Annotated in this window: 23 protein-coding genes and 1 riboswitch; of the genes, 18 read left to right on the top strand and 5 right to left on the bottom strand. The window is 42.3% G+C overall.

Translation table 11 applies throughout. The features are described from left to right. Position 1: 1 nt before the first annotated feature. The 18 genes from DN068_RS16235 to DN068_RS16320 all read left to right on the top strand — a co-directional run bounded on the left by DN068_RS16235 (position 2) and on the right by DN068_RS16320 (position 16,241). Complete coding sequence (locus DN068_RS16235; protein ID WP_110999993.1) at positions 2-1,063, top strand: ArsO family NAD(P)H-dependent flavin-containing monooxygenase; 1,062 nt, start codon at positions 2-4, stop codon at positions 1,061-1,063. Continuing rightward, positions 1,060-1,830 (top strand): metallophosphoesterase family protein, encoded by a 771-nt coding sequence (locus tag DN068_RS16240; RefSeq protein ID WP_110999994.1) that lies wholly within the window; start codon positions 1,060-1,062, stop codon positions 1,828-1,830. The genes DN068_RS16235 and DN068_RS16240 overlap by 4 nt, the downstream gene beginning before the upstream one ends. A 3-nt stretch (positions 1,831-1,833) precedes the next feature. Next, positions 1,834-2,571 (top strand): metallophosphoesterase family protein, encoded by a 738-nt coding sequence (locus tag DN068_RS16245; protein WP_110999995.1) that lies wholly within the window; start codon positions 1,834-1,836, stop codon positions 2,569-2,571. Positions 2,572-2,648: 77 nt separating this feature from the next. Next, positions 2,649-2,716: riboswitch (Fluoride riboswitch) on the top strand. A 43-nt stretch (positions 2,717-2,759) separates the two neighbouring features. Then, on the top strand, positions 2,760-4,100 hold the full coding sequence (locus DN068_RS16250; protein ID WP_110999996.1) for a voltage-gated chloride channel family protein: 1,341 nt from the start codon (positions 2,760-2,762) through the stop codon (positions 4,098-4,100). Then, positions 4,084-4,467, top strand: coding sequence for a DUF190 domain-containing protein (locus DN068_RS16255; protein ID WP_110999997.1), 384 nt, complete (start codon positions 4,084-4,086; stop codon positions 4,465-4,467). The genes DN068_RS16250 and DN068_RS16255 overlap by 17 nt, the downstream gene beginning before the upstream one ends. 74 nt (positions 4,468-4,541) lie before the next feature. Then, on the top strand, positions 4,542-5,831 hold the full coding sequence (gene eno / locus DN068_RS16260) for a phosphopyruvate hydratase (protein ID WP_110999998.1): 1,290 nt from the start codon (positions 4,542-4,544) through the stop codon (positions 5,829-5,831). Between the two features lie 75 nt (positions 5,832-5,906). Beyond that, positions 5,907-6,674 (top strand): metallophosphoesterase family protein, encoded by a 768-nt coding sequence (locus DN068_RS16265; RefSeq protein WP_110999999.1) that lies wholly within the window; start codon positions 5,907-5,909, stop codon positions 6,672-6,674. An 83-nt stretch (positions 6,675-6,757) separates the two neighbouring features. After that, on the top strand, positions 6,758-7,321 hold the full coding sequence (locus DN068_RS16270; protein WP_111000000.1) for a phosphatase PAP2 family protein: 564 nt from the start codon (positions 6,758-6,760) through the stop codon (positions 7,319-7,321). Continuing rightward, entirely contained in the window at positions 7,305-7,901 is a 597-nt protein-coding gene (locus DN068_RS16275; RefSeq protein WP_207798987.1) for a phosphatase PAP2 family protein, read from the top strand. The genes DN068_RS16270 and DN068_RS16275 overlap by 17 nt, the downstream gene beginning before the upstream one ends. After that, a complete protein-coding gene (locus DN068_RS16280; RefSeq protein WP_111000001.1) occupies positions 7,898-9,085 on the top strand; it encodes an MFS transporter in 1,188 nt (395 codons plus the stop codon). The genes DN068_RS16275 and DN068_RS16280 overlap by 4 nt, the downstream gene beginning before the upstream one ends. A 128-nt stretch (positions 9,086-9,213) precedes the next feature. Further along, on the top strand, positions 9,214-9,633 hold the full coding sequence (locus DN068_RS16285; RefSeq protein WP_111000002.1) for an EamA family transporter: 420 nt from the start codon (positions 9,214-9,216) through the stop codon (positions 9,631-9,633). A 1,049-nt stretch (positions 9,634-10,682) separates the two neighbouring features. Further along, on the top strand, positions 10,683-11,483 hold the full coding sequence (locus tag DN068_RS16290) for a helix-turn-helix domain-containing protein (RefSeq protein WP_111000003.1): 801 nt from the start codon (positions 10,683-10,685) through the stop codon (positions 11,481-11,483). Between the two features lie 94 nt (positions 11,484-11,577). Further along, positions 11,578-12,069, top strand: coding sequence for a hypothetical protein (locus DN068_RS16295; protein ID WP_111000004.1), 492 nt, complete (start codon positions 11,578-11,580; stop codon positions 12,067-12,069). After that, entirely contained in the window at positions 12,069-12,497 is a 429-nt protein-coding gene (locus DN068_RS16300; RefSeq protein WP_207798989.1) for a DoxX family protein, read from the top strand. The genes DN068_RS16295 and DN068_RS16300 overlap by 1 nt, the downstream gene beginning before the upstream one ends. After that, positions 12,494-13,042: a phosphatase PAP2 family protein gene (locus DN068_RS16305; RefSeq protein WP_111000005.1), complete on the top strand. Its 549-nt coding sequence runs from the start codon at positions 12,494-12,496 to the stop codon at positions 13,040-13,042. The genes DN068_RS16300 and DN068_RS16305 overlap by 4 nt, the downstream gene beginning before the upstream one ends. Then, the gene (gene chrA / locus DN068_RS16310; protein WP_111000006.1) at positions 13,021-14,145 is read left to right on the top strand and encodes a chromate efflux transporter; all 1,125 of its coding nucleotides are present in this window, start codon (positions 13,021-13,023) and stop codon (positions 14,143-14,145) included. The genes DN068_RS16305 and chrA overlap by 22 nt, the downstream gene beginning before the upstream one ends. A 449-nt stretch (positions 14,146-14,594) precedes the next feature. Next, entirely contained in the window at positions 14,595-15,617 is a 1,023-nt protein-coding gene (locus DN068_RS16315) for a WG repeat-containing protein (protein ID WP_111000007.1), read from the top strand. Positions 15,618-15,839: 222 nt separating this feature from the next. Beyond that, positions 15,840-16,241 carry a hypothetical protein gene (locus DN068_RS16320; protein WP_111000008.1) on the top strand — a complete coding sequence of 134 codons (402 nt, stop codon included), beginning with the start codon at positions 15,840-15,842 and terminating at the stop codon, positions 16,239-16,241. 149 nt (positions 16,242-16,390) lie between these two features. Here DN068_RS16320 and DN068_RS16325 read toward each other — a convergent pair whose 3' ends face one another. The 5 genes from DN068_RS16325 to DN068_RS16345 all read right to left on the bottom strand — a co-directional run bounded on the left by DN068_RS16325 (position 16,391) and on the right by DN068_RS16345 (position 21,212). Further along, the gene (locus DN068_RS16325; RefSeq protein WP_111000009.1) at positions 16,391-16,993 is read right to left on the bottom strand and encodes a hypothetical protein; all 603 of its coding nucleotides are present in this window, start codon (positions 16,991-16,993) and stop codon (positions 16,391-16,393) included. Next, positions 16,980-17,453 (bottom strand): RNA polymerase sigma factor, encoded by a 474-nt coding sequence (locus DN068_RS16330; protein WP_111000010.1) that lies wholly within the window; start codon positions 17,451-17,453, stop codon positions 16,980-16,982. Before DN068_RS16330 ends, DN068_RS16325 begins: the two co-directional genes overlap by 14 nt. Further along, positions 17,450-18,298 carry an alpha/beta fold hydrolase gene (locus tag DN068_RS16335; RefSeq protein ID WP_111000011.1) on the bottom strand — a complete coding sequence of 283 codons (849 nt, stop codon included), beginning with the start codon at positions 18,296-18,298 and terminating at the stop codon, positions 17,450-17,452. The genes DN068_RS16330 and DN068_RS16335 overlap by 4 nt, the downstream gene beginning before the upstream one ends. A 224-nt stretch (positions 18,299-18,522) precedes the next feature. Next, the gene (locus DN068_RS16340; RefSeq protein ID WP_111000012.1) at positions 18,523-19,215 is read right to left on the bottom strand and encodes a hypothetical protein; all 693 of its coding nucleotides are present in this window, start codon (positions 19,213-19,215) and stop codon (positions 18,523-18,525) included. Positions 19,216-19,355: 140 nt separating this feature from the next. After that, positions 19,356-21,212 (bottom strand): M61 family metallopeptidase, encoded by a 1,857-nt coding sequence (locus tag DN068_RS16345; RefSeq protein ID WP_111000013.1) that lies wholly within the window; start codon positions 21,210-21,212, stop codon positions 19,356-19,358. Between the last annotated feature and the right edge of the window lie 31 nt (positions 21,213-21,243).

The raw sequence follows: 21,243 nt of genomic DNA on the forward strand, positions 1-21,243 counted from the left end.
CATGACAATGGAAGCATTTGATGTGATTATTATTGGTGGTGGGCAAAGTGCATTAGCCTGTGCCTACTTTCTGCGCAGGACTGATCTTAGCTACATCATTCTTGACGATCAATTATATGCTGGCGGAGCTTGGCAGCAAGCATGGGATTCACTAACCCTCTTCTCGCCGTCCGAGTACAGTTCATTGCCGGGATGGATGATGCCCAAATCGCAATCAAAGTTTCCGACTAAAAACGAAGTGATCAGCTACCTGGCGGCATATGAAGAACGTTACAAGATTCAAGTGCGCAGACCTGTGGAAGTGAATGCAGTCTATCATAATGGGCTGGAATTTGAATTAAATACGTCTGCGGGAACTTACCGTTGCAAAGCCCTTATATCAGCAACCGGTAACTGGAATCATCCGATCATACCAGATGTACCAGGGAAGGAAGGCTACCAGGGAACTCAACTACATTCAGCCCATTATAAAAATGCCAACGATCTCATTGGGAAGAGAGTGCTGATCGTTGGTAATGGCAATTCAGGTGCGCAAATCCTTGCGGAAGTTTCTAAAGTAGCAACTACAGTCTGGGCTGTTCAGAAAGAACCTGAATACCTGCCTGACGAAGTAGATGGCCGAGTACTTTTCGATATTGCTTCAGCGAAATATCATGCCCTTCAATCAGGCAAAGACTTTGATGCAAAACAATACAGTCTTGGGAACATTGTAATGGTGCCCTCGGTTGTCGATGCAAGGGAACGAGACGTGCTGCACTACCGGAAAACTTTTCAATCAATGACACCTACGGGAGTCATTTGGGAAGACGGCACTACACAGGATTTTGATGCTATTATCTGGTGTACTGGTTTCAACCCTGCATTGGATCATCTGAAATCTTTGGGTATTATGAAGGATCAACAGATTGAAACAACAGAAACAAAATGCAATGCCCTGCCTGGACTATATCTCGTTGGATATGGCAATAAAACTGGGTTTGCATCTGCTACGCTGATTGGCGTAAGCCGCTCAGCACGAAGTACCGTTAATGACATTATAGAACATTTAAAACATACGAAATGAAAATCGCACTCTTTTCAGACATTCATGCCAATCTTCCGGCACTGGAAGCCTTTTTTAAAGATGTTGAAACGCGGAACACAGATGCCGTTTATTGCCTCGGCGATCTTGTAGGTTATAATATCTGGCCTAACGAAGTAATTGATGAAATCCGCAAACGCGGCATTCCAACTATTGCAGGAAATTATGACTGGGGCATAGGTAGGTCAAGCGACGATTGTGGTTGCGCTTATAAGACAGATGAAGAGAAGGCTATGGGTAAAATCTCAATCTCATATACTAACGAAGTTGTGAAAGACGAGCACCGCAATTACCTGCGCACCTTACCAGCGCATATCAGGCTGGAATATCAGTTGAACGAAGAAAAATTCAACGTGTTGTTAGTACATGGTAGTCCAAGAAAAGTAAATGAATACCTGTTTGAAGACCGTGACGAGAAAAGTATGCTTCGCATTATGGAAGGGGCAAATGCTGATATCATGTGCTTCGGTCATACCCATCAACCTTATCACCGCGTGCTGAGCTCGGGAACGGAAGGTAATAATCATTTCAGACATGCAATCAATATCGGGTCGGTGGGGAAGCCCAAGGATAAAGATCCAAGAGGTGGCTATGTAATTCTAACGATTCACGAAGACAGTTCATTGGATAACAAAGACAGTGTTCAGGTTGAGTTTGTCCGATTTGAGTATGATATTGAAAAGGCTGCGAAAGCTGTTGAGGATAGCCCGTTGCCAAATGAATACGCTGAAATGTTACGTAAAGGATAGTATATGACTATTGCACTTTTTTCAGACATCCACGCCAACCTACCTGCTTTTGAAGCAATGCTTCAGGACATGGACAGCCGTAAGCCCGATGCTGTTTATTGTCTTGGCGATCTTGTTGGGTATAATGTTTGGCCAAATGAAGTTATAGCTGAGATCCGCAAACGAGGTATCGCTACCCTGAAAGGCAATCACGATGAGAAAGTTGAAAAGCTAAAGACCACCGCAGATAGCCTAAAAGAACCAGGTAAGAAATATGCCTACCATTTGATCGATGGAGAAGGAAGAGCTTATTTGAAAACACTTCCAGCACATATCAGGTTGGAATATAAGCTGAATGATTCTCCTTTGAGTCTTGTATTCGCTCATGGCAGCACCCGCAGCATCGATGAATACGTATTGGTCGATATGGATGAAAATTATTTGTTGGAAATGATGGACGAAGCAAACGCAGATCTGTTGTTTGTAGGACATTCCCATAAGCCTTATCACCGGATACTTACAACTGGAAACGGACATTACAAGCACGTCATAAACATCGGGTCGGTTGGGAAGCCCAAAGATGGCGATCCACGAGGGTGTTATGTTCTGCTTACCATTAGTGACAGCAGTTCTGTTGCGGAAAAGGATAGTATTCAGGTAAGCTTTATACGATTTGAATACGATGTAGAAAAGGCTGCACAAGCAATTGAGAAAAGTATTCTACCCGTAGAATTTGCGGACGCATTGCGCAAGGGGGTTTAATTAGTTCAGATGTTTTAACTAGAATTGTTCATCGTTAAACTGGGTTAGTATAATATGTAAATTTGTTCTACCTTTGAACCAATAAAGGTAATGGTGTCCTACCTACCTAACCGCCCGTAACAAGGCTGATGGCGCCTACAAATTAAATTACTCTGCATAATGCGGGTATGTAAATTATTTGTAGGCTTATGAACAAACAATTCAAATTTTCAGAACAATTTCATATTACCCGCCACTTATTAAAGTGGACGTTGCTTGTGATGCCTCTTGCACTTATCGTAGGATCACTTGTTGCATTATTCCTGTGGCTATTGGATAAAGCAACACTTTTTCGCTGGCATCATGACTGGTTATTGTGGTTATTACCTGTTGCAGGTATTGCTATTCACTTTCTTTATAAGCTTTGGGGCAAGAACTCGGAAGGGGGAAATAACCTTATCATGGATGAGATTCATGAACCAGGCGGCGGAGTTCCGTGGCGAATGGCACCTTTAGTTATTCTTTCAACCGTCATTACGCATCTGTTCGGTGGATCTGCGGGGCGAGAAGGGACTGCGGTACAGGTTGGTGGCAGCATCGCAGCTGGTGCGGGTAAATTACTAAAGTTGTCACCTGCTGATATTAGAATCATGCTCATGGCCGGTATTGCTGCTGGCTTCGGTGCCGTGTTTGGGACGCCTATTACCGGTGCCATATTTGCCCTGGAAGTCCTGGCTATTGGCAGGATAAAATACGATGCACTTTTACCCTGTCTGATGGCAAGTCTGTTTGCCGATATTGTAGTTGGAACCTGGGGTATTCATCATACCCATTATCACATTCTTCTAAGGGAAATTCCACCAAGCATCCTCTCCTTTCTCCACTTCGATTTGTTGCTCCTGTTGAAGGTGATTATTGCAGGTATTGCTTTCGGATTGGCCAGCAACTTTTTTGCCACACTGACGCACGGGATCAAGCATCAGAGCAATAAGTGGATAAAGCAAAAATGGCTTATACCGGTAATTGGCGGGTGTACTGTTATTGCCCTTACTTATGCAGTTGGCACCAGTGATTATCTTGGCCTTGGTGTCAATTCCTCTAATCCAGGTGGCAATTCTATCGTTAATGCTTTTAATATAGGTGGCGCTACTTCATTCAGCTGGTTCTGGAAATTGCTTTTTACTTCCATCACGTTAGGTATGGGCTTTAAGGGTGGTGAAGTAACACCTTTGTTTTTCATCGGTGCAGCATTAGGCAACACATTGGCGGTCTTATTAGGTGTTCCCATAGATCTGTTAGCTGGTCTGGGGTTTATTGCTGTTTTTGCAGGTGCTACCAATACGCCGCTTGCTTGTACATTAATGGGGGTTGAATTATTTGGTGGGGAATACATACTCTACTATGCGGTGTCCTGTTTTACTGCCTACTACTTCAGCGGTCATACAGGGATCTATACATCGCAACGGATTGCTGTAGGTAAGCAACCAGATTACAAATTTCAGGAAGGACAAACCATCACTCAACTTAACAATCATGAATATAAAAATTAGCACGGATAAGCTCGGTTCGCTGCGCATTTTCATAAAAGCCAACGATATGCTTCCGGCAACCTCTTTTTGGTATAAGCTATTCCCCATAAACCTATCCAGATACCTTATTAAGCAGGCTAAATTATCCGGGATAAGGGCTGCGAATATCCTGACGACACAGGCAGGCTATTGTAACGGGAGCGCTATCCAGACATGGGGTGTTGAAACCGGAAGCTATAAGCTGACTTTGTGCGTTGAACTTGTAGATACACTTGAAAAGCTGGAAGATTTTTTTCGTAATCATCAAACTCTTCTTAAAAATAAGTTAGTGCTTTTCCGGGAGCTGGAACGATGGCAGTCCGAGTCGCAAGACGATAAAACTACTTAGATGCTTAGCCGGAACGATCTCAAGGTGCCACACAACCAAATGTTTTTATCATCCACTATCAATTGTTGAATACTATGAAAATAAAACAAGTCAAAGCCCGCGAAGTGCTTGATTCAAGAGGTAACCCAACCGTATCCGCCGACGTGGTGCTGGAAGACGGAAGCTTTGGTACAGCCATGTGCCCATCCGGCGCAAGTACCGGCGAGAAAGAAGCTGTAGAGCTTCGTGATGGCGATCAGCATCGTTACAATGGTAAAGGGGTATTGAAGGCGGTTAGCAATATAAACGATGAGATAAGCAATGCCTTAACTGGTCGGGATGTGGAATCGCAGGAAGCCTTCGATAAGCTATTAATTGAACTAGATGGTACACCCTTCAAATCAAAGCTAGGTGCTAACGCGTTGTTGCCGGTTTCAATGGCTTTTTCACGGGCGATGTCACATTCACGCAAGGTTCCGCTCTACCGCCAGTTATACGAACGCAGAGATTATATCATGCCGGTACCTTGTATGAACGTAATTAATGGTGGAAGGCACGCAGACAATAACCTCGACTTTCAGGAGTTTATGATTGCGCCACATAACGCATCGTCATTCCGGGAAGCCATTCGCATGGGTGAGGAAACGTTTCATGCGCTGAAGGGCATATTAAAGGCAAAAGGTTACTATACCGGCGTGGGCGATGAAGGTGGCTTTGCCCCTAACCTAAGTACAAATGAAGAAGCTGTAGAGCTGATACTGGAATCTATTGTTAAGGCAGGCTATGATCCGGGGAAAGACATTTCTATTTGCTTAGACCCTGCGGCCAGCGAGATGTGGGATGGCAGCAAGTATCTTTTCTACAAAAGCACGCAACAACGCATGGAGTCGTCCGAATTAATTAGCCTGTGGCAAAGCTGGGTCACTAAATATCCGATTGTGCTGCTGGAAGATGGTATGGGAGAAGACGACTGGCAGGGCTGGAAGCAGCTTACCCAGGCAATGGGTAAAAACATCGAGCTCGTCGGCGATGATATTTTCTGTACAAACCCCGCTATTCTTCAAAAAGGAATTGACGAACGAGTGGCCAATTCGATTTTGATAAAGCTCAATCAGATAGGCACTGTCACCGAAACACTGGATACCATCCGACTCGCAAATAAGCATGGCTATCACCAGTTCCTTTCGCACCGAAGCGGGGAAACAGAAGACACCTTTTTGGCCGATCTCGCTGTTGCAAGTAACGCAGGTCATTTGAAGACTGGCAGCGGTTGCCGGAGTGAGCGTATCGCCAAGTACAACCGGCTTTTATTGATCGAAGAAGAATTAGGAGTGGCAGCAACGTTTGCCGATGGAGAAACATTTAAAAACTGGAATAATAAATAGCTGTTGAAATGCTCCGTCAAGCGATTTTTTAAACATTGAGCATAATAACAAACCCTAAACTTCAAAAATAACCAGATGAAACTTGCTTTTATCAGCGACATACACGCTAATCTTCCAGCCTTAACCGCTGTGCTAATGGATATGGAACGCCATCAACCTGACGATATTTATTGCCTCGGCGACCTCGTCAATTTTGCCGGTTGGGATAATGAGGTAATCAACCTTGTGCGAGAAAAAAGGATAACCTGTATCCAAGGCAACCATGACGAAGGAATTGGCTATAGGAAAAACAATTTTTCTTTCTCTTACAGCAATGAGGCACAAAAAAATTTTGGGTACGCTTCCATTAAGAAAGTAAATACAGCTATAACTGAAGAGCACCGCAGTTTTCTGTCGGGACTTCCCTTCATGCTGCAACTGGAGTTTCAATTTCCTTTTCATCACATACGGTTGGCAATGGTACATGGAAGCACTTCATCAAATAATGAATACATACAGGAAGATATCGCAGAGGAGAACCTTCTGGATATGATGGCCTATATAAATGCGGATATCTTGCTAATGGGTCATACACACATACCTTACCACAAAACCATTTTCCTGGAGGATGAAAACAGGAAGATATACCGTCATGCGATCAATGCCGGCTCTGTCGGCAAACCGAAGCAGGACAATACTCACGCTTGCTATTGCCTGGTAAATATAGATCACCATACAGACATCAGCGATCCGGCTTCTGTGCAGGTACAATTTCAATTTGTTCCCTATGACACCCAACCGGTAATTGCCAAAATAAAAGAAATGGGTCTATCAAACACCTATGATGATTTTTTGCTTAGATAATAACGAAAACTGTACTATTCAAAATTTCTCCAGAAACACCAGCTTATTTTGTAAAGCAAAAGCACTTAAATATTTCCACATTCATGTCATTACCCGAATACGACCTGCATATCTTAAATAGTATAAATCATAACAGGATAAAATCATTAGACCTTGTTTTTATCGGCATTACAGATTCTGCTTACCTGGTAGCCCTAATGATACCGCTGTTGCTGTTGCTATATGCTCTATTTAAAAGCAAGCCTTTACTCAAAAAGAAAGCTTTGCAGATGCTGGCATCTTTGGCCTTTAACACCCTTGTCATTACCCTATTAAAATATACAATCAACAGGCAGAGGCCCTTTGAATTGGACAGCACCATTGAAAAGCTGACTGGCGGTGGCAGTCCTTCCTTTCCTTCTGGCCACACTTCTGACGCTTTTCTCATAGCAACCTGTATGGTATTACTATTTGGTGGACAGAGGTGGTCCTTAGTCCTTGTATGGATTTGGGCTGTTGCCGTAGCTTATTCGCGCATAGTCCTGGGTGTGCATTTTCCAAGTGATGTAATAGCTGCCATGCTAATCGGGGCATTAAATGCACTGGCTGTTCATTTTTTCTTACTTAAAAAACGCACTAAACAGCAAACGAATGTTGGAACAATTTAAGGAATGTGACACGGCGGTCTTATTATTGGTAAACGGTCATCATAATTTATTTTGGGATCGGGTAATGTGGTTTGCAAGCGGCGAAACAAGCTGGATACCCCTCTACGTTTTTTTGCTTTTTGTTTTGATAAGCTATTACAAAAAGCAGAGCTGGAGTTTAATATTCCCTATTATCCTACTGATAATAATGAGCGACCAACTTGCTTCCGGGGTTATTAAACCACTAACAGAGCGACTGCGCCCCAGCCATCAACCCGGATTGGAACCGTTATTGCATTTTGTAAATTCATACCAGGGTGGGACATATGGTTTCGTTTCTTCTCATGCCTGCAATTTTTTTGCTTTGGTAACCTATTTGTCAATGGCCACTGCAAAACGGATATTATGGCTTCCTTATCTGCTCTTTCCGATTGCAGCATTGGTAACATATAGCCGCGTGTATCTTGGCGTACATTATCCTTCGGACGTTCTTGTGGCAGCAATTTTGGGCATATTTATAGGTTGGGTCATTTCAAAACTTTATAATCGTTTAAACCAGGCAATTCAAACGAAAGCTAGCACTAATAAAATTTCAGCATGAAATCTATCACCCGCACCGTCTGGATTCTATCCCTGGTAAGCCTTTTTACGGATACCGCCAGTGAAATGTTGTATCCTGTGATGCCATTATACTTAAAAAGCATTGGCTTTTCTATTGTTCTGATCGGCATACTGGAAGGTCTTGCGGAAGCCACCGCCGGATTAAGCAAAGGGTATTTCGGCAAATTATCCGACCACACAGGAAGGCGGATGCCCTTTGTACAATGGGGATATGCACTGAGCGCACTATCAAAGCCATTAATGGCATTTTTTATTTTTCCAGCATGGGTGTTCTTTGCACGAACTATAGACAGGTTCGGTAAGGGATTGCGTACAGGCGCGAGGGATGCGGTACTTTCTGATGAAGCTACACCTACTACAAAAGGCAAGGTGTTTGGCTTCCACCGTTCAATGGATACATTAGGCGCAGTTATTGGCCCATTGGTGGCATTATTATACCTACAGTTTCATCCCGGTAATTATAAGACTTTGTTTTTAATCGCTTTTGCACCCGGCGTATTGGCAGTTGTATTCGCCATGCTGTTAAAGGATAAAAACAAAAAAAACATTTCCGGCACAAAAAAAATTACTTTCTTTTCTTTCCTGCATTACTGGAAAAGCAGTCCTTTAGTATATAAAAAACTGGTTATCGGTTTGTTGGCTTTTACCCTTTTTAATAGTTCTGATGTATTCCTACTTCTAAAAGCAAAACAGGCGGGGTTAAGTGATAGCCAGGTGATCACCGTCTATATATTTTACAACCTTGTTTACGCGGTATTCGCATTGCCCATTGGGATACTGGCAGACAAAATTGGCTTGAAACGGATATTCTTGGGTGGGCTACTGCTTTTTTCAATAGTCTATTTTGGTATGGTGTTTCTACAAGCCAAATACCTGTTCTTTGGATTGTTCTTCCTCTATGGTGTATATGCCGCATCAACGGAAGGTATATCCAAAGCATGGATCAGCAATATTACCAGTAAACAGGACACGGCTACGGCAATAGGCACGTATTCAGGATTTCAAAGCATTTGTACCCTGCTGGCCAGTTCTTTGGCTGGTCTTCTTTGGTTTGAGTTTGGAGCAAAAACTACTTTTCTGGTTTCAGCGTCAGCAGTAGTTTTAGTCATCATTTATATAGCCTTTATTCCTTTTCAGAAATTCCAGTTGAGCGCATGTAATTAAGTTTTATTATCGGATTTGGTATCAAATTTTGCTTAACTTTTTTCTTACTAATGGCAACCAGTATTTTTTCGCCCTTGTTAAATGATTCGTTTGCTTCCATATTTTTTCATTTTCAAAAATAAATTATCATGTGGGTTGTTTATGCTTTACTCTCTGCGCTCTTCGCTTCTCTTACTGCAATCTTTGCCAAGATCGGGATAAAGGGTGTTGATTCTGATCTTGCTACTGCCATCAGAACGGTTGTAATCCTGATCCTTGCATGGGGGATTGCCTTTTTCAGAGGCGGTATTTCGTCGATTGGCAGTTTGTCAAAATTTAATTTGTTGTTCCTCGTTTTGTCCGGCCTGGCAACAGGACTTTCCTGGGTGTTTTATTACAAAGCTTTGCAGCTTGGCAATGTCTCTCAGGTGGCACCAATTGATAAGCTTAGTATTGCACTCACTTTAATTCTGGCTTTTGTCTTTTTAAAAGAACCACTTACGACAAAGACATTGATTGGTGCGGGGTTGATTATTTCAGGTACGCTGGTGCTTATCTGGAAGGCGTAAACAAATTACTGAAAGAGCGCATGAAAAGGAAATTTCAACTCTATATTTCCAAAAGGCATTGTTTATAAAAAGTGCCACTACTTCTTGTTACTAAATCTTCTTAAAAGGAAATAGCCGGAGAAACCATAAATAGTTGAAGCGATTAAAATGGCGAACTTTTATTCTACTTGTACTTCTGCCTTATTAAAGGAAAGTAAAGCTATGAATATAGATATGGTGAATCCAATGGGTCGGGTTATTGCAGTCGCTTGTTCGGGTGTAGCGATGAAGCTGCCCAAACTTAATAGTGCCTTTGAGTTCTTGGTGGCGCTGTATTCGGACATCTATTGTGGCTTATTTAACTTGAGCAAATTGAACCATCCACCAAATAATTAACTATGAATGAATGGTTTTGTGTCAAACTTTATCTGATTTTGCAACAAGTTGCAACAAATAGCAACAAGTATTTAGACCATTGTAGCACAGTTTGAAATTGAAAATCAGTTGTTTATTGTTTACTACAATTGCTACAAACTAAAGTGCAGAGAAAAAGGATAGATTTGAGCGTAAAAAAAGGAAAGCAATAAAGCCTTCCTTTTTACAATTCAGCACAACGCTTATTACATCGACATGAAATTATGTGATTTTACGAAGTCATTGATTTCCAATAAATTAGTGACGAAAAAGTTCGACAATTCCCCGCCCGGTTCCACAGGATACGAAAGCCGCTCTGAGAGCGGCTTTCGTCATTTTATTGAATTTATATATTTGATGTGAATTGACACGAAATCCAGTCTGGTAAAGGGTTTCGCGGGTTCGATTTTCCGCTTGGGTACCAGCATTTTCGCTAAAAAAATAATAGAATTAGTGTAACGGGTGAAGATGAAATAATCCGGGTCATTGAGGTGCAAACGTACCTGAAAACTTTATTTTTACCTAACATATAAGACATCCATCCTTCAGCGTAATTTAAGTTGTAGTTTAATGACCCAACTCCAAGGGCTAAGGGCGGCTGTATTTACACAACAAAAGGTCATCTGTGGAGATGCCATCGCAAATAGCTATAAAAAATGCACCCTTTTCTTCAAATAAAAGATAAAAGTGACCAAGGCAAATTTTTAAAGGTTAGTCGTTTTCGGAAAGACATCCGAAAGACAGAACCGCACAAACATAATAGCTATGTAGAACTGGTTTATTTATCAGGAGGAGAAGGAACCCATACCATAGATCATTGCTGCTATCAAGTTCAACCACCGGTCATCTTCCTTATTCGCAGGGAGCAGGTACACCATTGGGAATTGACTACTGAACCGGATGGCTTTGTCATGATACTCAAAAAAGCATTTTTAGATCAGAGCCTGGACGGAGAACTGAAATCCTTGCTGACCCAACTAAGCAGCTTTCCTTGTTTGCTGGTAAAAGACTTTCATAGTATTGAACAGTTTTTTGAACTACTTGCCACTGAAACCAATGTCACAGTTCAGGAAGGGTTGCTGAAAGCCCTTCTTGCGAAAATTTTGGATGTGTCCGATCCATTGAGCAATAGCAGGAACAAAGATGCTGACCTTTTTGAAGCATTCAGGGAACTTCTTAGCCAAAACGTGGGGCTTAGAAACAGTGTTGGTTATTATGCAGAGCAATTGCATACCACCCCTCAAAATCTGAATGCGCTGTGCAGGAAGTCCCTTAACGTGTCGGCAAGTGAGCTGCTTTCAGAATATATCATTAGTGAAGCTAAGAGATTATTGCTCTACACAGGAAACTCAGTTGCCGAGGTCGCTTATTTATTGGGATTTAAAGACGCTTCCCATTTTGTAAAGTATTTTAAACGATACACCTTAAATACACCTACTACATTCCGTAAACAGTAAATGGTACCATTCTATTTTCAAATAGACCAGAATAGTAACTGATTATTGTACGAATTTTGTCGGGTAATAAATTTCGTCCTTTAAATCTCGCAAAATGAAACGGATACCTGGTGTTGTCGGAATACTATTACTGTTTACCGCGTGTAATTCGGGAACTGACAGGCAGGAACAACTGCAAACAAGAATTGACAGCCTGCAACAACAATTGGACAATTCTTATAAACCGGGATTAGGGGAGTTTATGAGCGGGATACAGGTCCATCATGCAAAACTATGGTTTGCCGGTACTAACAATAACTGGAAGCTGGCTGATTTTGAAATAAATGAAATTGAAGAATCGCTGGAAGCTGCGCAAAAATACTGTGCAGACAGGCCGGAAGTTAAGTCGATACAGATGATAAGTCCGGCGATGGATAGCGTTAAGAATGCAGTCGGGCAACAAAACGCACTATTATTCAAAAGCAGTTATATCCTTCTAACTAATACCTGCAATAACTGTCACCGGGCTACGCAGCATGAGTTTAATGTGATTACAATTCCTTCTGCTCCGCCTTTTACTAATCAAAGTTTTCAATCGGCTCGATAATGTTATTTCAAAAGATTATACGCAGCGATAATGCAGCAACCACAATAATTATCCGCTTGATGGTCGGTGCCGTGTTCCTTTCTGAAGGCATACAGAAGTTCTTATTTGCAGAAAAGCTGGGTGTTGGTCGATTTGCCAAAATAGGCATCCCTAATCCTGATTTTTTCGCTCCTTTTGTTGGCACGTTTGAGATCATTTGTGGTACCCTCATTTTAATCGGGCTATGCACAAGGCTCGCCGCCATTCCTTTGCTTGCGATTATGCTGGTGGCCATTGCCACTACTAAAGCGCAACTTTTAGCTGATAATGGGTTCTGGTCTATGCTCCATGACAGCAGAACAGACTGGTCTATGCTATTGGGCTGCATCTTCCTGATCCTAAAGGGTAGCGGTGGATATTCCCTGGATCGCAAATTAAGTCAGGTATGATGGTGAACCTGTATGATTATGACCTGACCTTGTTGCGATTAATCCATCACAGCCGGATAACAGCTTTAGATATGCCCTTATACTGGCTATCCTTCGTTAATACTTTTGTAAGCATAGGCATTTTGCTTTTTCTCCTCTTCCTGTCATTCAAAAGAAGAGCTATACTGCCCTTGTTCCTGAAAATATTAACCGTCTTCCTGATTTCCGCTTTAATGGTATGGCTGATTAAAAATATAATGTTTCGGCAGCGTCCGTTTATTACCTATACGGACATTCAGAAATTATCTGAAGCGGGCAGTGCTTCATTCCCTTCCGGTCACACCACCGAAGCCTTCGCAATGGCTTTCGCTATTTCCTTTTTAAGTGGCAGGTGGTGGTTAGTTCTTCTTGTATATACCTGGGCATTGCTTGTTGCCTACAGCCGTATTGCTTTAGGGGTACATTACCCTTCTGATGTGCTGGGTGGCATGGTGTTGGGGACGTTCATTGCTTTCATCACATTAAAACTGACCAACAGGCTGCAATGGAAAAGAAAAATGAACTGATAGAAGTAGCGAAAGTATTCTTCCGGCTGGGTTGTATCGGTTTCGGCGGCCCTGCAGTGCACATTGCTATGATGGAAGAAGAAGTGGTGCGTAAACGTAAATGGTTGTCGCAGGAGTATTTTTTAGACCTGGTGGGCGCTACAAACCTTATACCTGGGCCGAACTCTACAGAGATGACTATGCACTGTGGGCATGAAAGGGCAGGCTGGAAAGGATTGATTGTAGCCGGGCTTTGTTTTATCCTACCGGCAGTACTTATAACTGGTGTATTTGCCTGGGCATATCAGCAATATGGTAAGCTGCCGGAGGTAACACCATTTATTTACGGGATCAAGCCTGCTATTATTGCTGTTATCGTTTCGCTGATGATTAGCCTGGGAAAAAAGGCATTGAAGTCCTTAGTATTAGGTGTAATTGGAATTTCAGCAGCGGTGCTTGCACTAATGGGTATCAATGAAATACTGATACTGTTTGGTGGTGGCGTAGTAGGCATTTTGCTATATCTTTTACAGAACCGCCGGAGTACTGTAAACAGTGTCATTCCTTTTATCTTACTACAGGCAGGAGGACTTTCAGATGTAGGCTTTAACTGGAAGTTATTCTGGATATTTCTGAAAGTGGGCGCAATACTTTATGGCAGCGGCTATGTGTTGTTTGCGTTCCTGGATGCTGAACTGGTCAGTAAAGACCTGTTGAGTAAACAGGAACTTATTGATGCAATTGCCGTTGGGCAGCTCACACCAGGCCCTGTATTTTCATCAGCAACATTTATTGGCTGGCAGATAGCTGGCCTTCCGGGGGCTATTGCAGCAACGGCAGGCATCTTCCTGCCATCTTTTCTTTTTGTAGCACTGTTGAATCCGTTGATCCCGAAACTAAGGCAGTCAAAGTTCATGTCTGTTTTCCTGGATACTGTTAATATTATATCTGTAGCCTTAATTCTTGCTGTATGTGTTGAAATGGGTAAAGCAACTATTGCAGATTGGAGGTCGGTTACTATTGCAGTCGCTGGTTTTGGTGTAGCGATGAAGTTTCCCAAACTAAATAGTGCCTTTGTAGTTCTTGGAGGTGCTGTATTAGGATATTTATTGTGGCTAATCTAACTTGAGCAAATTGAACAATCCACCAAGATAATTAACCATGAATGAATGGTTTTGTGTCAAACGTTATCTGATTTTGCAACAAGTTGCAACAAATAGCAACAAGTATTTAGACCATTGTAGCACAGTTTGAAATTGAAAATCAGTTGTTTATTGTTTACTACAATTGCTACAAGCTAAAGTGCAGAGAAAAAGGATTTGAGCATAAAAAAAGGAAGGCAATAAAGCCTTCCTTTTTACAATTCAGCACAACGCTTATTACACCGACATGAAATTATGTGATTGTATGAAATCGTTGATTTCCAATAAATTATCAACAAAAAAGTTCGACAATTCCCCGCCCGGTTCCACCAGAATGTAAAAGCTCCTCAATTGAGGAGCTTTTTTGTTTTGATATAATTTACACAACGCTTTTATTGTACTTTTAAAACGGTTTACAATATCCTGTCTTAATGTCTGCGAAAGTGCTGCGTTTGCTATTTTTCATTTCATCTACCATTTTATTGTTCGCGTGTAAACCGGAGCGGCTTTCAGTAATTAAATTAAATGGTAAGCAAGGCTGTATCAACAAGAGAGGGCATATCATTATTCCGGCTGAATGGGATTATGTTTGTTTGTCGCCAATCCGATATCGTTTAATCCCGGTCGAAAAAGATAGTATGTATGGTTATATAACAAGGAAGGGAACGATTGCTATTCCATTGCGGTATTCAGATGCTAATAACTTTCAGGAAGGCCTGGCCGCCGTAATGATCGGTAAAAAATATGGATTTATTAATACTAAAGGACAGACTGTTATTCCATTTCTGTATGACGATATATTTGACGGGTTTTCAAACGGCCTTTGTGATTTTCAAATAAAAGATAGTTGTGGTTATATTAATCACAAAGGTGAAGTGGTGATACCTGCACAATATAGAATATGCTATCCATTCATGTCCCGCTACGGCCAAGTGATGACGTTTGATCATGAGTCAAAGCTTATCGATAAAACAGGGAAGACATATGCTTACGAGGAAATTGGCGAATCGTACAGGCTTTGGCGACCTAGAAATTCTTACCCTGGAAGCTTTGAAGATTCAAACGGGCGGGGACGGAAAAATCAAGCGGGAAAAATCATTGTGCCGGCAATTTATTTGACCACTTGCAATCTGCGAGAAGGAATGTATGTGGTGGAAGATAAAAATAGGAAGTGTGGTGCTTATAATGAAAAAGGGGAAATGGTGATTAGCCCTAAGTTTGATTTTCTGAATAGTTTTTACGAGGGAAAAGCGGTGTTTAAGTTGGATGGGAAATGGGGATACGTTGACCGTAAAGGACGAATTGTAATCGCCGCGCAATTTGACGAAGCATATGATTTTCATCATGGGCGGGCCTATGTAGAAATCGATGGCAAGGTCGGGTTTATTGACCGGAAAGGTCGGCTAAAAATTAAGCCGATATTCGAACCTTGTTATTGGTCGGGCTTTTGGTAGCGATCGCGACGTCTTTGTTGCGTTTTAGTTGAGCGAAGTCTCCAAGCTTCGTTCTGTCTGATTCGGTCTCCTGACCGCAAGATGTAAGTAGCTTTTAGCCGGTCGTGAGACCGGTCACCGCTGCGACAAAGTCCGGAGACTTTGCCGAACAAGGGTTTCTGAAAACCTACGTATTTTTAGGAAGAGGAGGCCATATGCTGTCGCCCTCGTAATTTTATTTCAATGGAAGATAATTCAATCCAAATAACGCTGTGCTTCGAGGATGTGACCTATGACAATTTGGTAGAACAAATTGCTCCAAATATTTTTCGCATGCTCGAAAATGATATTCTGGATGAGCGGTTAACTTATGGAACGGAGTTTGAGACGCAGACCAATGAGGAAGGTGTACATCGCATTGTCAATATTCTTAAGGAATCGGATTACGTTGTCTATAGACTTTGGTTGTCGTCCCAAATTCCAATAGAGGCATATCGTTTAATTGGAGATGAAATTATGAAGCATGGCGGATATTGGCAGGTAGACATGGGCAGCATTGCGTCGGCGAATTTGCCACGAGATTGTGAATTTGATCTCGACGCAGCTTTGAAAATGGTGTATGAAGCTTATGGGAAAGACAGATAGTCGTCAGTCGGGAGACTGACCATGTGTTGACACAGGTGGCCCTTCGGAACACCTGCGCCAGCGAAGCACAGGACAAGGGAAGCACAGGAGCGCTCCACTAACTCCTGCGCCAGTATTATAACATAAGAACGTATCGACTTATTAACGTATCAACCTTTCAACGTATCCTCCCCCAACTGCTCCATCACTTTCCGATACCCGTCAATAATCTCATCCAGTTTGCTGTTTTGTTTTTTGATATGACGTGGGCGAACGTAAAACCAGTTGAATAAAATCCATGCGCCAGTGAGGCCGTATGCGAGCAGTGCACCTGAGAAACTCATTTTGACGGCGTACTCGTACATATACAGTGCGAGTCCTGCCGAGAGTAAAATGAAATAAAGGGACAGGATCAGGGTCTGCATTTTTTTCTGTTGTTGTTTTACCGCCATCCAATGATCAATGTATTCCGTATTAGTCTCCGCCATGTTGACGGCGCGAAACATCCCGATGCTTTGCGTCGATGCAACGACAAATAGCAATATGGCTAACAGTATCAGCACAAGTCCGATTTTTGTAGTGATCAGTTGTGGCTGGAAGCGTATCCATACGCCAATGATAAACGCAGCGGTAAAAATGAGCGCGATGATGCAGAGCAACATTTTTATAGTAGCGGTCTTTTTAAACTTACCTGCGGTGTGGTGCAGTGCTTCTATATCGGGCTTTGGAGCAGATTGCTGTTGCCAGAGATCTTTTAGATTATCGAAGTTCATTGTCTTTAAATTTTTGCGCCAGACGATCCTTAATGCGATGCATTTTCACCCGCACGTTTACTTCGGAGATACCCACGATCTGTGCGATCTCTGCTTGTTTGATGCCTTCCAGCTCTAATGAAATAATGATCCTGTCAGTTTCCGGCAGTTGGGAAATACAGCGATAAAGGAATTGTAACTGAGGCTCAATATTCTCTTGTTTTTGTTCGGCCAGGTGAATCGGTACTTCTGTTTTTTGATATCGTTTTTCGCGTTCTATCTGCCGGAGGCAAATATTACTTGCGATGCGGAATATCCAGGTGCCGATGTTTGACTCATTTCTGAAGGTCGGGAGTTTTTGCCAGACGGTGATAAAGGTCTCCTGTGCCATGTCTTGTGCCTGTTCGTAGTCATTCACATAACCCATACACAGGCGGAATATTTTTTGCCAGTAGTCAGTGTAAATCTGTTCAAAAATCATTTCTTGGTGGGTTGGAGGAAATCGCTCAGTTGTTGAAGATACCATTCCTTGTCGTCATATTGAATAAAGTGGAGGCCTTTGCTGGCATATTTCAGCTGCGCTGTAGGCATGTTTTGATATTGCTGCGCAATGCCACCGATCAATACAAATTGAGGTTCCAGTAAAATCAGCGCAGGACATTGAATGCTTTTAATTTTCTCGCGAAGGTCAGTATTGGAGAAATCGCAGAACATCGTTGCGAAAGTCTTACGGTCAGATTTCATGCTCCAATCCACAGCTGAAGCACGTTTGGTTGAATCGGCCATTAGTTGCGTCATCGTCATAACCTGCATTGCGTGAAACTGACTGTCGGGCATGCTGGTCATTTGTTTTACCACTGGTGAGCAATCATTGTTTTCTTTTGATTGAAAAGCGGGATTACGTAAAGCGGCCAGACAAGGTAATACATCAACTACAACAATTTTTCCGATTGACTGCGGATAATCTGCTGCTAGTGCGAGTGCCAGTCCGCCACCCATGCTGTGACCAATGACAATCGGATGGTCTAATTTTTTGTCTTTGATGAAATTTGCAATCGCCAGTTCCCAGTTATGAAAAGAAGGGTCAGCTGATGCTGGAACGCCGGCAAAGCCTGGCATGGTTAATGTATAACAAGTGAAATCTTTTTCAAAAACGGCTTTCGTATCATCCCAAACTTTACCGGAGCAAGCGAAGCCAGGAATAAAAACAATGGCTTGTTTGCCTTTGCCGCTTATTTGTATATCAAACGGGTAACTCGCTGCATGTCCGGTTTTCAGGATAAAGAATGACAGTGCGATCAGTGCCAGGCGAATGAGGATTTTCATGATTTTTTTCTTTTTAGATACGGGACTGGGAGGAATGTTACAGTCTGTCTTAAAAAAAGTTTGGTAAAGGTTAAAAAGGTTAAAAAGTTAAAGGGTTAGATCGTCGCGAGGGTGGAATTGTTTTTACGTAAAAAAAGAGCAAAGACTTTTGGGTTCTTTGCTCCTTATTCATCTTTGCGGGGAACTTTCTCACTGGGTAAGCTTTAAGCTTTGTGCTTTCAGCGTTAATTCGTTTTCGCGAAATTAGAGTACTCGCTGAGCGTCTCCATTGGTGCTTCCTGGCCAAGGAATTTTACAATCAAATTAAGGTCTTCGCTTTGCGGCAGATAGCGTTTCATTTCTTCGTTGTAGTTGTATTTAATCACCAGATCAAGTTTAGAGGCATTGAAGATTTTAATTTTTACAGGCTTTTCATTCAACGTCTGCAATTGTTCCAATCTTTTTGTCTGCAAATTAATGGTAAGATAATTGCGACAATCTTTTAGAAAAGAAGCTTCACTGGGAAGGCCAGTGGGGTCCAGTTTGTAGCTGATCACCAATTGGTCCGGCGTTTCTTTTTCTACTTTCATTGATGCCTCGTCAATTTTACTACCGTTGGGTACTGGTTTGCTGTGATCTTTATTAAATTTTTTGATATCGGCATCTGTTGGGACTTTTCCTTCTACTGCAGTCAGTATCCAGCGGTTGCCGACTGGTTTGGTGGGATCATATTTCGCAGTTGTAACCTTTTGTTTTTCATTGGCCGTACTGGTGTATTTATAATCGTACGAAAGATCATCTGGTGTTTTTTTAATAGAAGGATCCAAAATCGTCTGATCAATATTGTACTTCTCAAACGCAGCAACAACAGTCGCTTTCTGAGCAATCATTTTTCCCGACATGGCGAGGAACGGAACAAGCAGCAGTAGTTTTTTCATTTGGTTAAATGGTTAATTAGTTAAATGGTTAATTCAGTTGAAGAGGTAATCGGGTAGCTCAGTTAAAAGAATTAATAGGTTAAAAGCGTGCGAGTAATAATTTTTTGGGAGCACTCCCCACGATTTAACCCTTTAGCCTATTATCCCCGAAGCCAGGCATTTTTTAATTGCTCTTTTGCTTTATTATCGAAGCGATATCCCGGACCATCTGTGTAGTTTAGTTTCACTTTTCCTTTTAGTGTCATCGGTTTGCTATTGCGAATTATGGACATGATTACATCGCTACCTTCTTCCAGGTTGTACCCCATTAGCAGGGATGCAGTACCGTCATTCGGATCAAAATTTTGTCCGTTCATTTTTAATAAGACATCACCGTTTTTCACGCCGAGATTTTGGAAAAACGCATTCGCAGTGTCCGGCATGTCCGCAACTATTTGTTTTTTTTCATCGTCTATATTGATATAAGGTTGTCCCTGTGTAACAAAAACGATGGGCTCGGGAATCTTTACTGTCGTGCTTTTCACACCAACGCGCTGCAAGTATTTAGAATAATCAATTGGCTTGCCTTGTTGTACATGATCTCTCAAAAATGCACCGGCTTCCGGGCAGGTAAGTTTGGTGATTTGCGGAATCAGTTCATCATCATCAAAAGGGCGATCGGGTCCGTATATTTTCGCAAGTTCTTTTGTCAATTCTAGCATTCCTTTTTGTCCACCGCTGTTTTCACGCAAGATGATATCCAGGCACATTGCGATCAGCGCGCCTTTCATGTAGACGTTCGGATACTGTTTCTGCATATCGCTGTTTACAATGTTTTTGCTCATTCTTGTAAACGACAGGGTATCATTATAATCTTTTGCGGATTCTTCCTTTTTTGCCATAATGTCAAGGAAATCATTTTCAGAAATGAGTCCTTGATTTACCTGAAAAAGAGTGGCGAAATATTCTGTGGCACCTTCGTAAAACCAGAGGTGCTGACTCATTTTCGGATGTTCATAATCAAAGTATCTGATCTCTTTCGATTGAATTTTTAATGGCGTTACCGTATGGAAAAATTCATGACCAACGACATGTACGAGATCACGTCCGCCCATTCCTTCCCTGAAGACGACAGCAGTCGCGTTGGCATGTTCCAGCGCACCAATACCTTTTGGTTCTTCTTTGCTCATAGACGTGAAGTAGGCGAGCACGGCGTATTTGCGCGTATCATTCAGCGTGCCGAGATAATTTTTCTGCGCACGGATCGTTTTTTCAAGACTCGGCAACATCAGTGCAGCATGTTTTTGGTCGAGCTTGCTATACACGCCCAGTAAGACTTTCATGCCATCGGTCGTAAATGATGCTGTGTCGGGTCGGGCATACATAACAGGGTTGTCGATCACTTCTGCAAAGCGTGCGCAACGAAATAAATCGGTACTGGCGGCAGTGTCTTCGTCAATCATGGCTGTAGATCCGTATAGTGCCGCAGGGTGCAGGATGGTGATTGTATATGGCGTTTCCTGTCGGTCGTTGAAATAGCCGGCAAAAGCTGCCATATTCAGCATGAATTGTTCGCCTGCGAGGATATTGATCCCGGCCGGAGAAAAAATCTCGTGATTGTCGGATGTAAACGCTGAGCCAGTTTCGTTATCATAGGTGTCGCTAACACGATATGTCAGTTTGCCCAATTGTTTGGCGTCGGCGATCGTTATAGTATTGACATCATCCTGGTGAATATTCATCAGCTTTCCGTCCTTGTTGAATGCGTGGATATCAGATACCAGACGGCCATAATCAGAAATCATATAAGTGCCTGGAATGATGCGCGCAAAATGATAGCTGACGCTTCCATTAAGATCTGCCGGAGGTGTCACCGTCACTGCAACCTGATCGTCTTTTACATGTATCAGGTCAATTTGTATGGCAACAGTTCCTGCGCCGCCTGTATGGCTTTGTGCGTTCGCTGATGGTATGGAAAGTAATAATGGAAAAAGAGATAATGTCAGAAGTTTATTCATAGAAGCAATGTGGGGAAAACAATAAAGTTAA

Origin of the sequence: Taibaiella soli, assembly GCF_003236175.1 — a bacterium.
Classification (GTDB): Bacteria; Bacteroidota; Bacteroidia; order Chitinophagales; family Chitinophagaceae; genus QKTW01.

Bases quoted from the DNA above. Each gene is read 5' to 3' on its own strand.
- DN068_RS16235 (WP_110999993.1), top strand. From the start codon at position 2: ATGACAATGGAAGCATTTGATGTGATTATTATTGGTGGTGGGCAAAGT.
- DN068_RS16280 (WP_111000001.1), top strand. From the start codon at position 7,898: ATGAAATCTATCACCCGCACCGTCTGGATTCTATCCCTGGTAAGCCTT.
- DN068_RS16240 (WP_110999994.1), top strand. From the start codon at position 1,060: ATGAAAATCGCACTCTTTTCAGACATTCATGCCAATCTTCCGGCACTG.
- DN068_RS16325 (WP_111000009.1), bottom strand. From the start codon at position 16,993: ATGAACTTCGATAATCTAAAAGATCTCTGGCAACAGCAATCTGCTCCA.
- DN068_RS16330 (WP_111000010.1), bottom strand. From the start codon at position 17,453: ATGATTTTTGAACAGATTTACACTGACTACTGGCAAAAAATATTCCGC.
- DN068_RS16305 (WP_111000005.1), top strand. From the start codon at position 12,494: ATGATGGTGAACCTGTATGATTATGACCTGACCTTGTTGCGATTAATC.
- DN068_RS16340 (WP_111000012.1), bottom strand. From the start codon at position 19,215: ATGAAAAAACTACTGCTGCTTGTTCCGTTCCTCGCCATGTCGGGAAAA.
- chrA (WP_111000006.1), top strand. From the start codon at position 13,021: ATGGAAAAGAAAAATGAACTGATAGAAGTAGCGAAAGTATTCTTCCGG.
- DN068_RS16270 (WP_111000000.1), top strand. From the start codon at position 6,758: ATGTCATTACCCGAATACGACCTGCATATCTTAAATAGTATAAATCAT.
- eno (WP_110999998.1), top strand. From the start codon at position 4,542: ATGAAAATAAAACAAGTCAAAGCCCGCGAAGTGCTTGATTCAAGAGGT.
- DN068_RS16250 (WP_110999996.1), top strand. From the start codon at position 2,760: ATGAACAAACAATTCAAATTTTCAGAACAATTTCATATTACCCGCCAC.
- DN068_RS16245 (WP_110999995.1), top strand. From the start codon at position 1,834: ATGACTATTGCACTTTTTTCAGACATCCACGCCAACCTACCTGCTTTT.
- DN068_RS16285 (WP_111000002.1), top strand. From the start codon at position 9,214: ATGTGGGTTGTTTATGCTTTACTCTCTGCGCTCTTCGCTTCTCTTACT.
- DN068_RS16345 (WP_111000013.1), bottom strand. From the start codon at position 21,212: ATGAATAAACTTCTGACATTATCTCTTTTTCCATTATTACTTTCCATA.
- DN068_RS16265 (WP_110999999.1), top strand. From the start codon at position 5,907: ATGAAACTTGCTTTTATCAGCGACATACACGCTAATCTTCCAGCCTTA.
- DN068_RS16290 (WP_111000003.1), top strand. From the start codon at position 10,683: ATGCACCCTTTTCTTCAAATAAAAGATAAAAGTGACCAAGGCAAATTT.
- DN068_RS16315 (WP_111000007.1), top strand. From the start codon at position 14,595: ATGTCTGCGAAAGTGCTGCGTTTGCTATTTTTCATTTCATCTACCATT.
- DN068_RS16255 (WP_110999997.1), top strand. From the start codon at position 4,084: ATGAATATAAAAATTAGCACGGATAAGCTCGGTTCGCTGCGCATTTTC.
- DN068_RS16300 (WP_207798989.1), top strand. From the start codon at position 12,069: ATGTTATTTCAAAAGATTATACGCAGCGATAATGCAGCAACCACAATA.
- DN068_RS16335 (WP_111000011.1), bottom strand. From the start codon at position 18,298: ATGAAAATCCTCATTCGCCTGGCACTGATCGCACTGTCATTCTTTATC.
- DN068_RS16275 (WP_207798987.1), top strand. From the start codon at position 7,305: ATGTTGGAACAATTTAAGGAATGTGACACGGCGGTCTTATTATTGGTA.
- DN068_RS16295 (WP_111000004.1), top strand. From the start codon at position 11,578: ATGAAACGGATACCTGGTGTTGTCGGAATACTATTACTGTTTACCGCG.
- DN068_RS16320 (WP_111000008.1), top strand. From the start codon at position 15,840: ATGGAAGATAATTCAATCCAAATAACGCTGTGCTTCGAGGATGTGACC.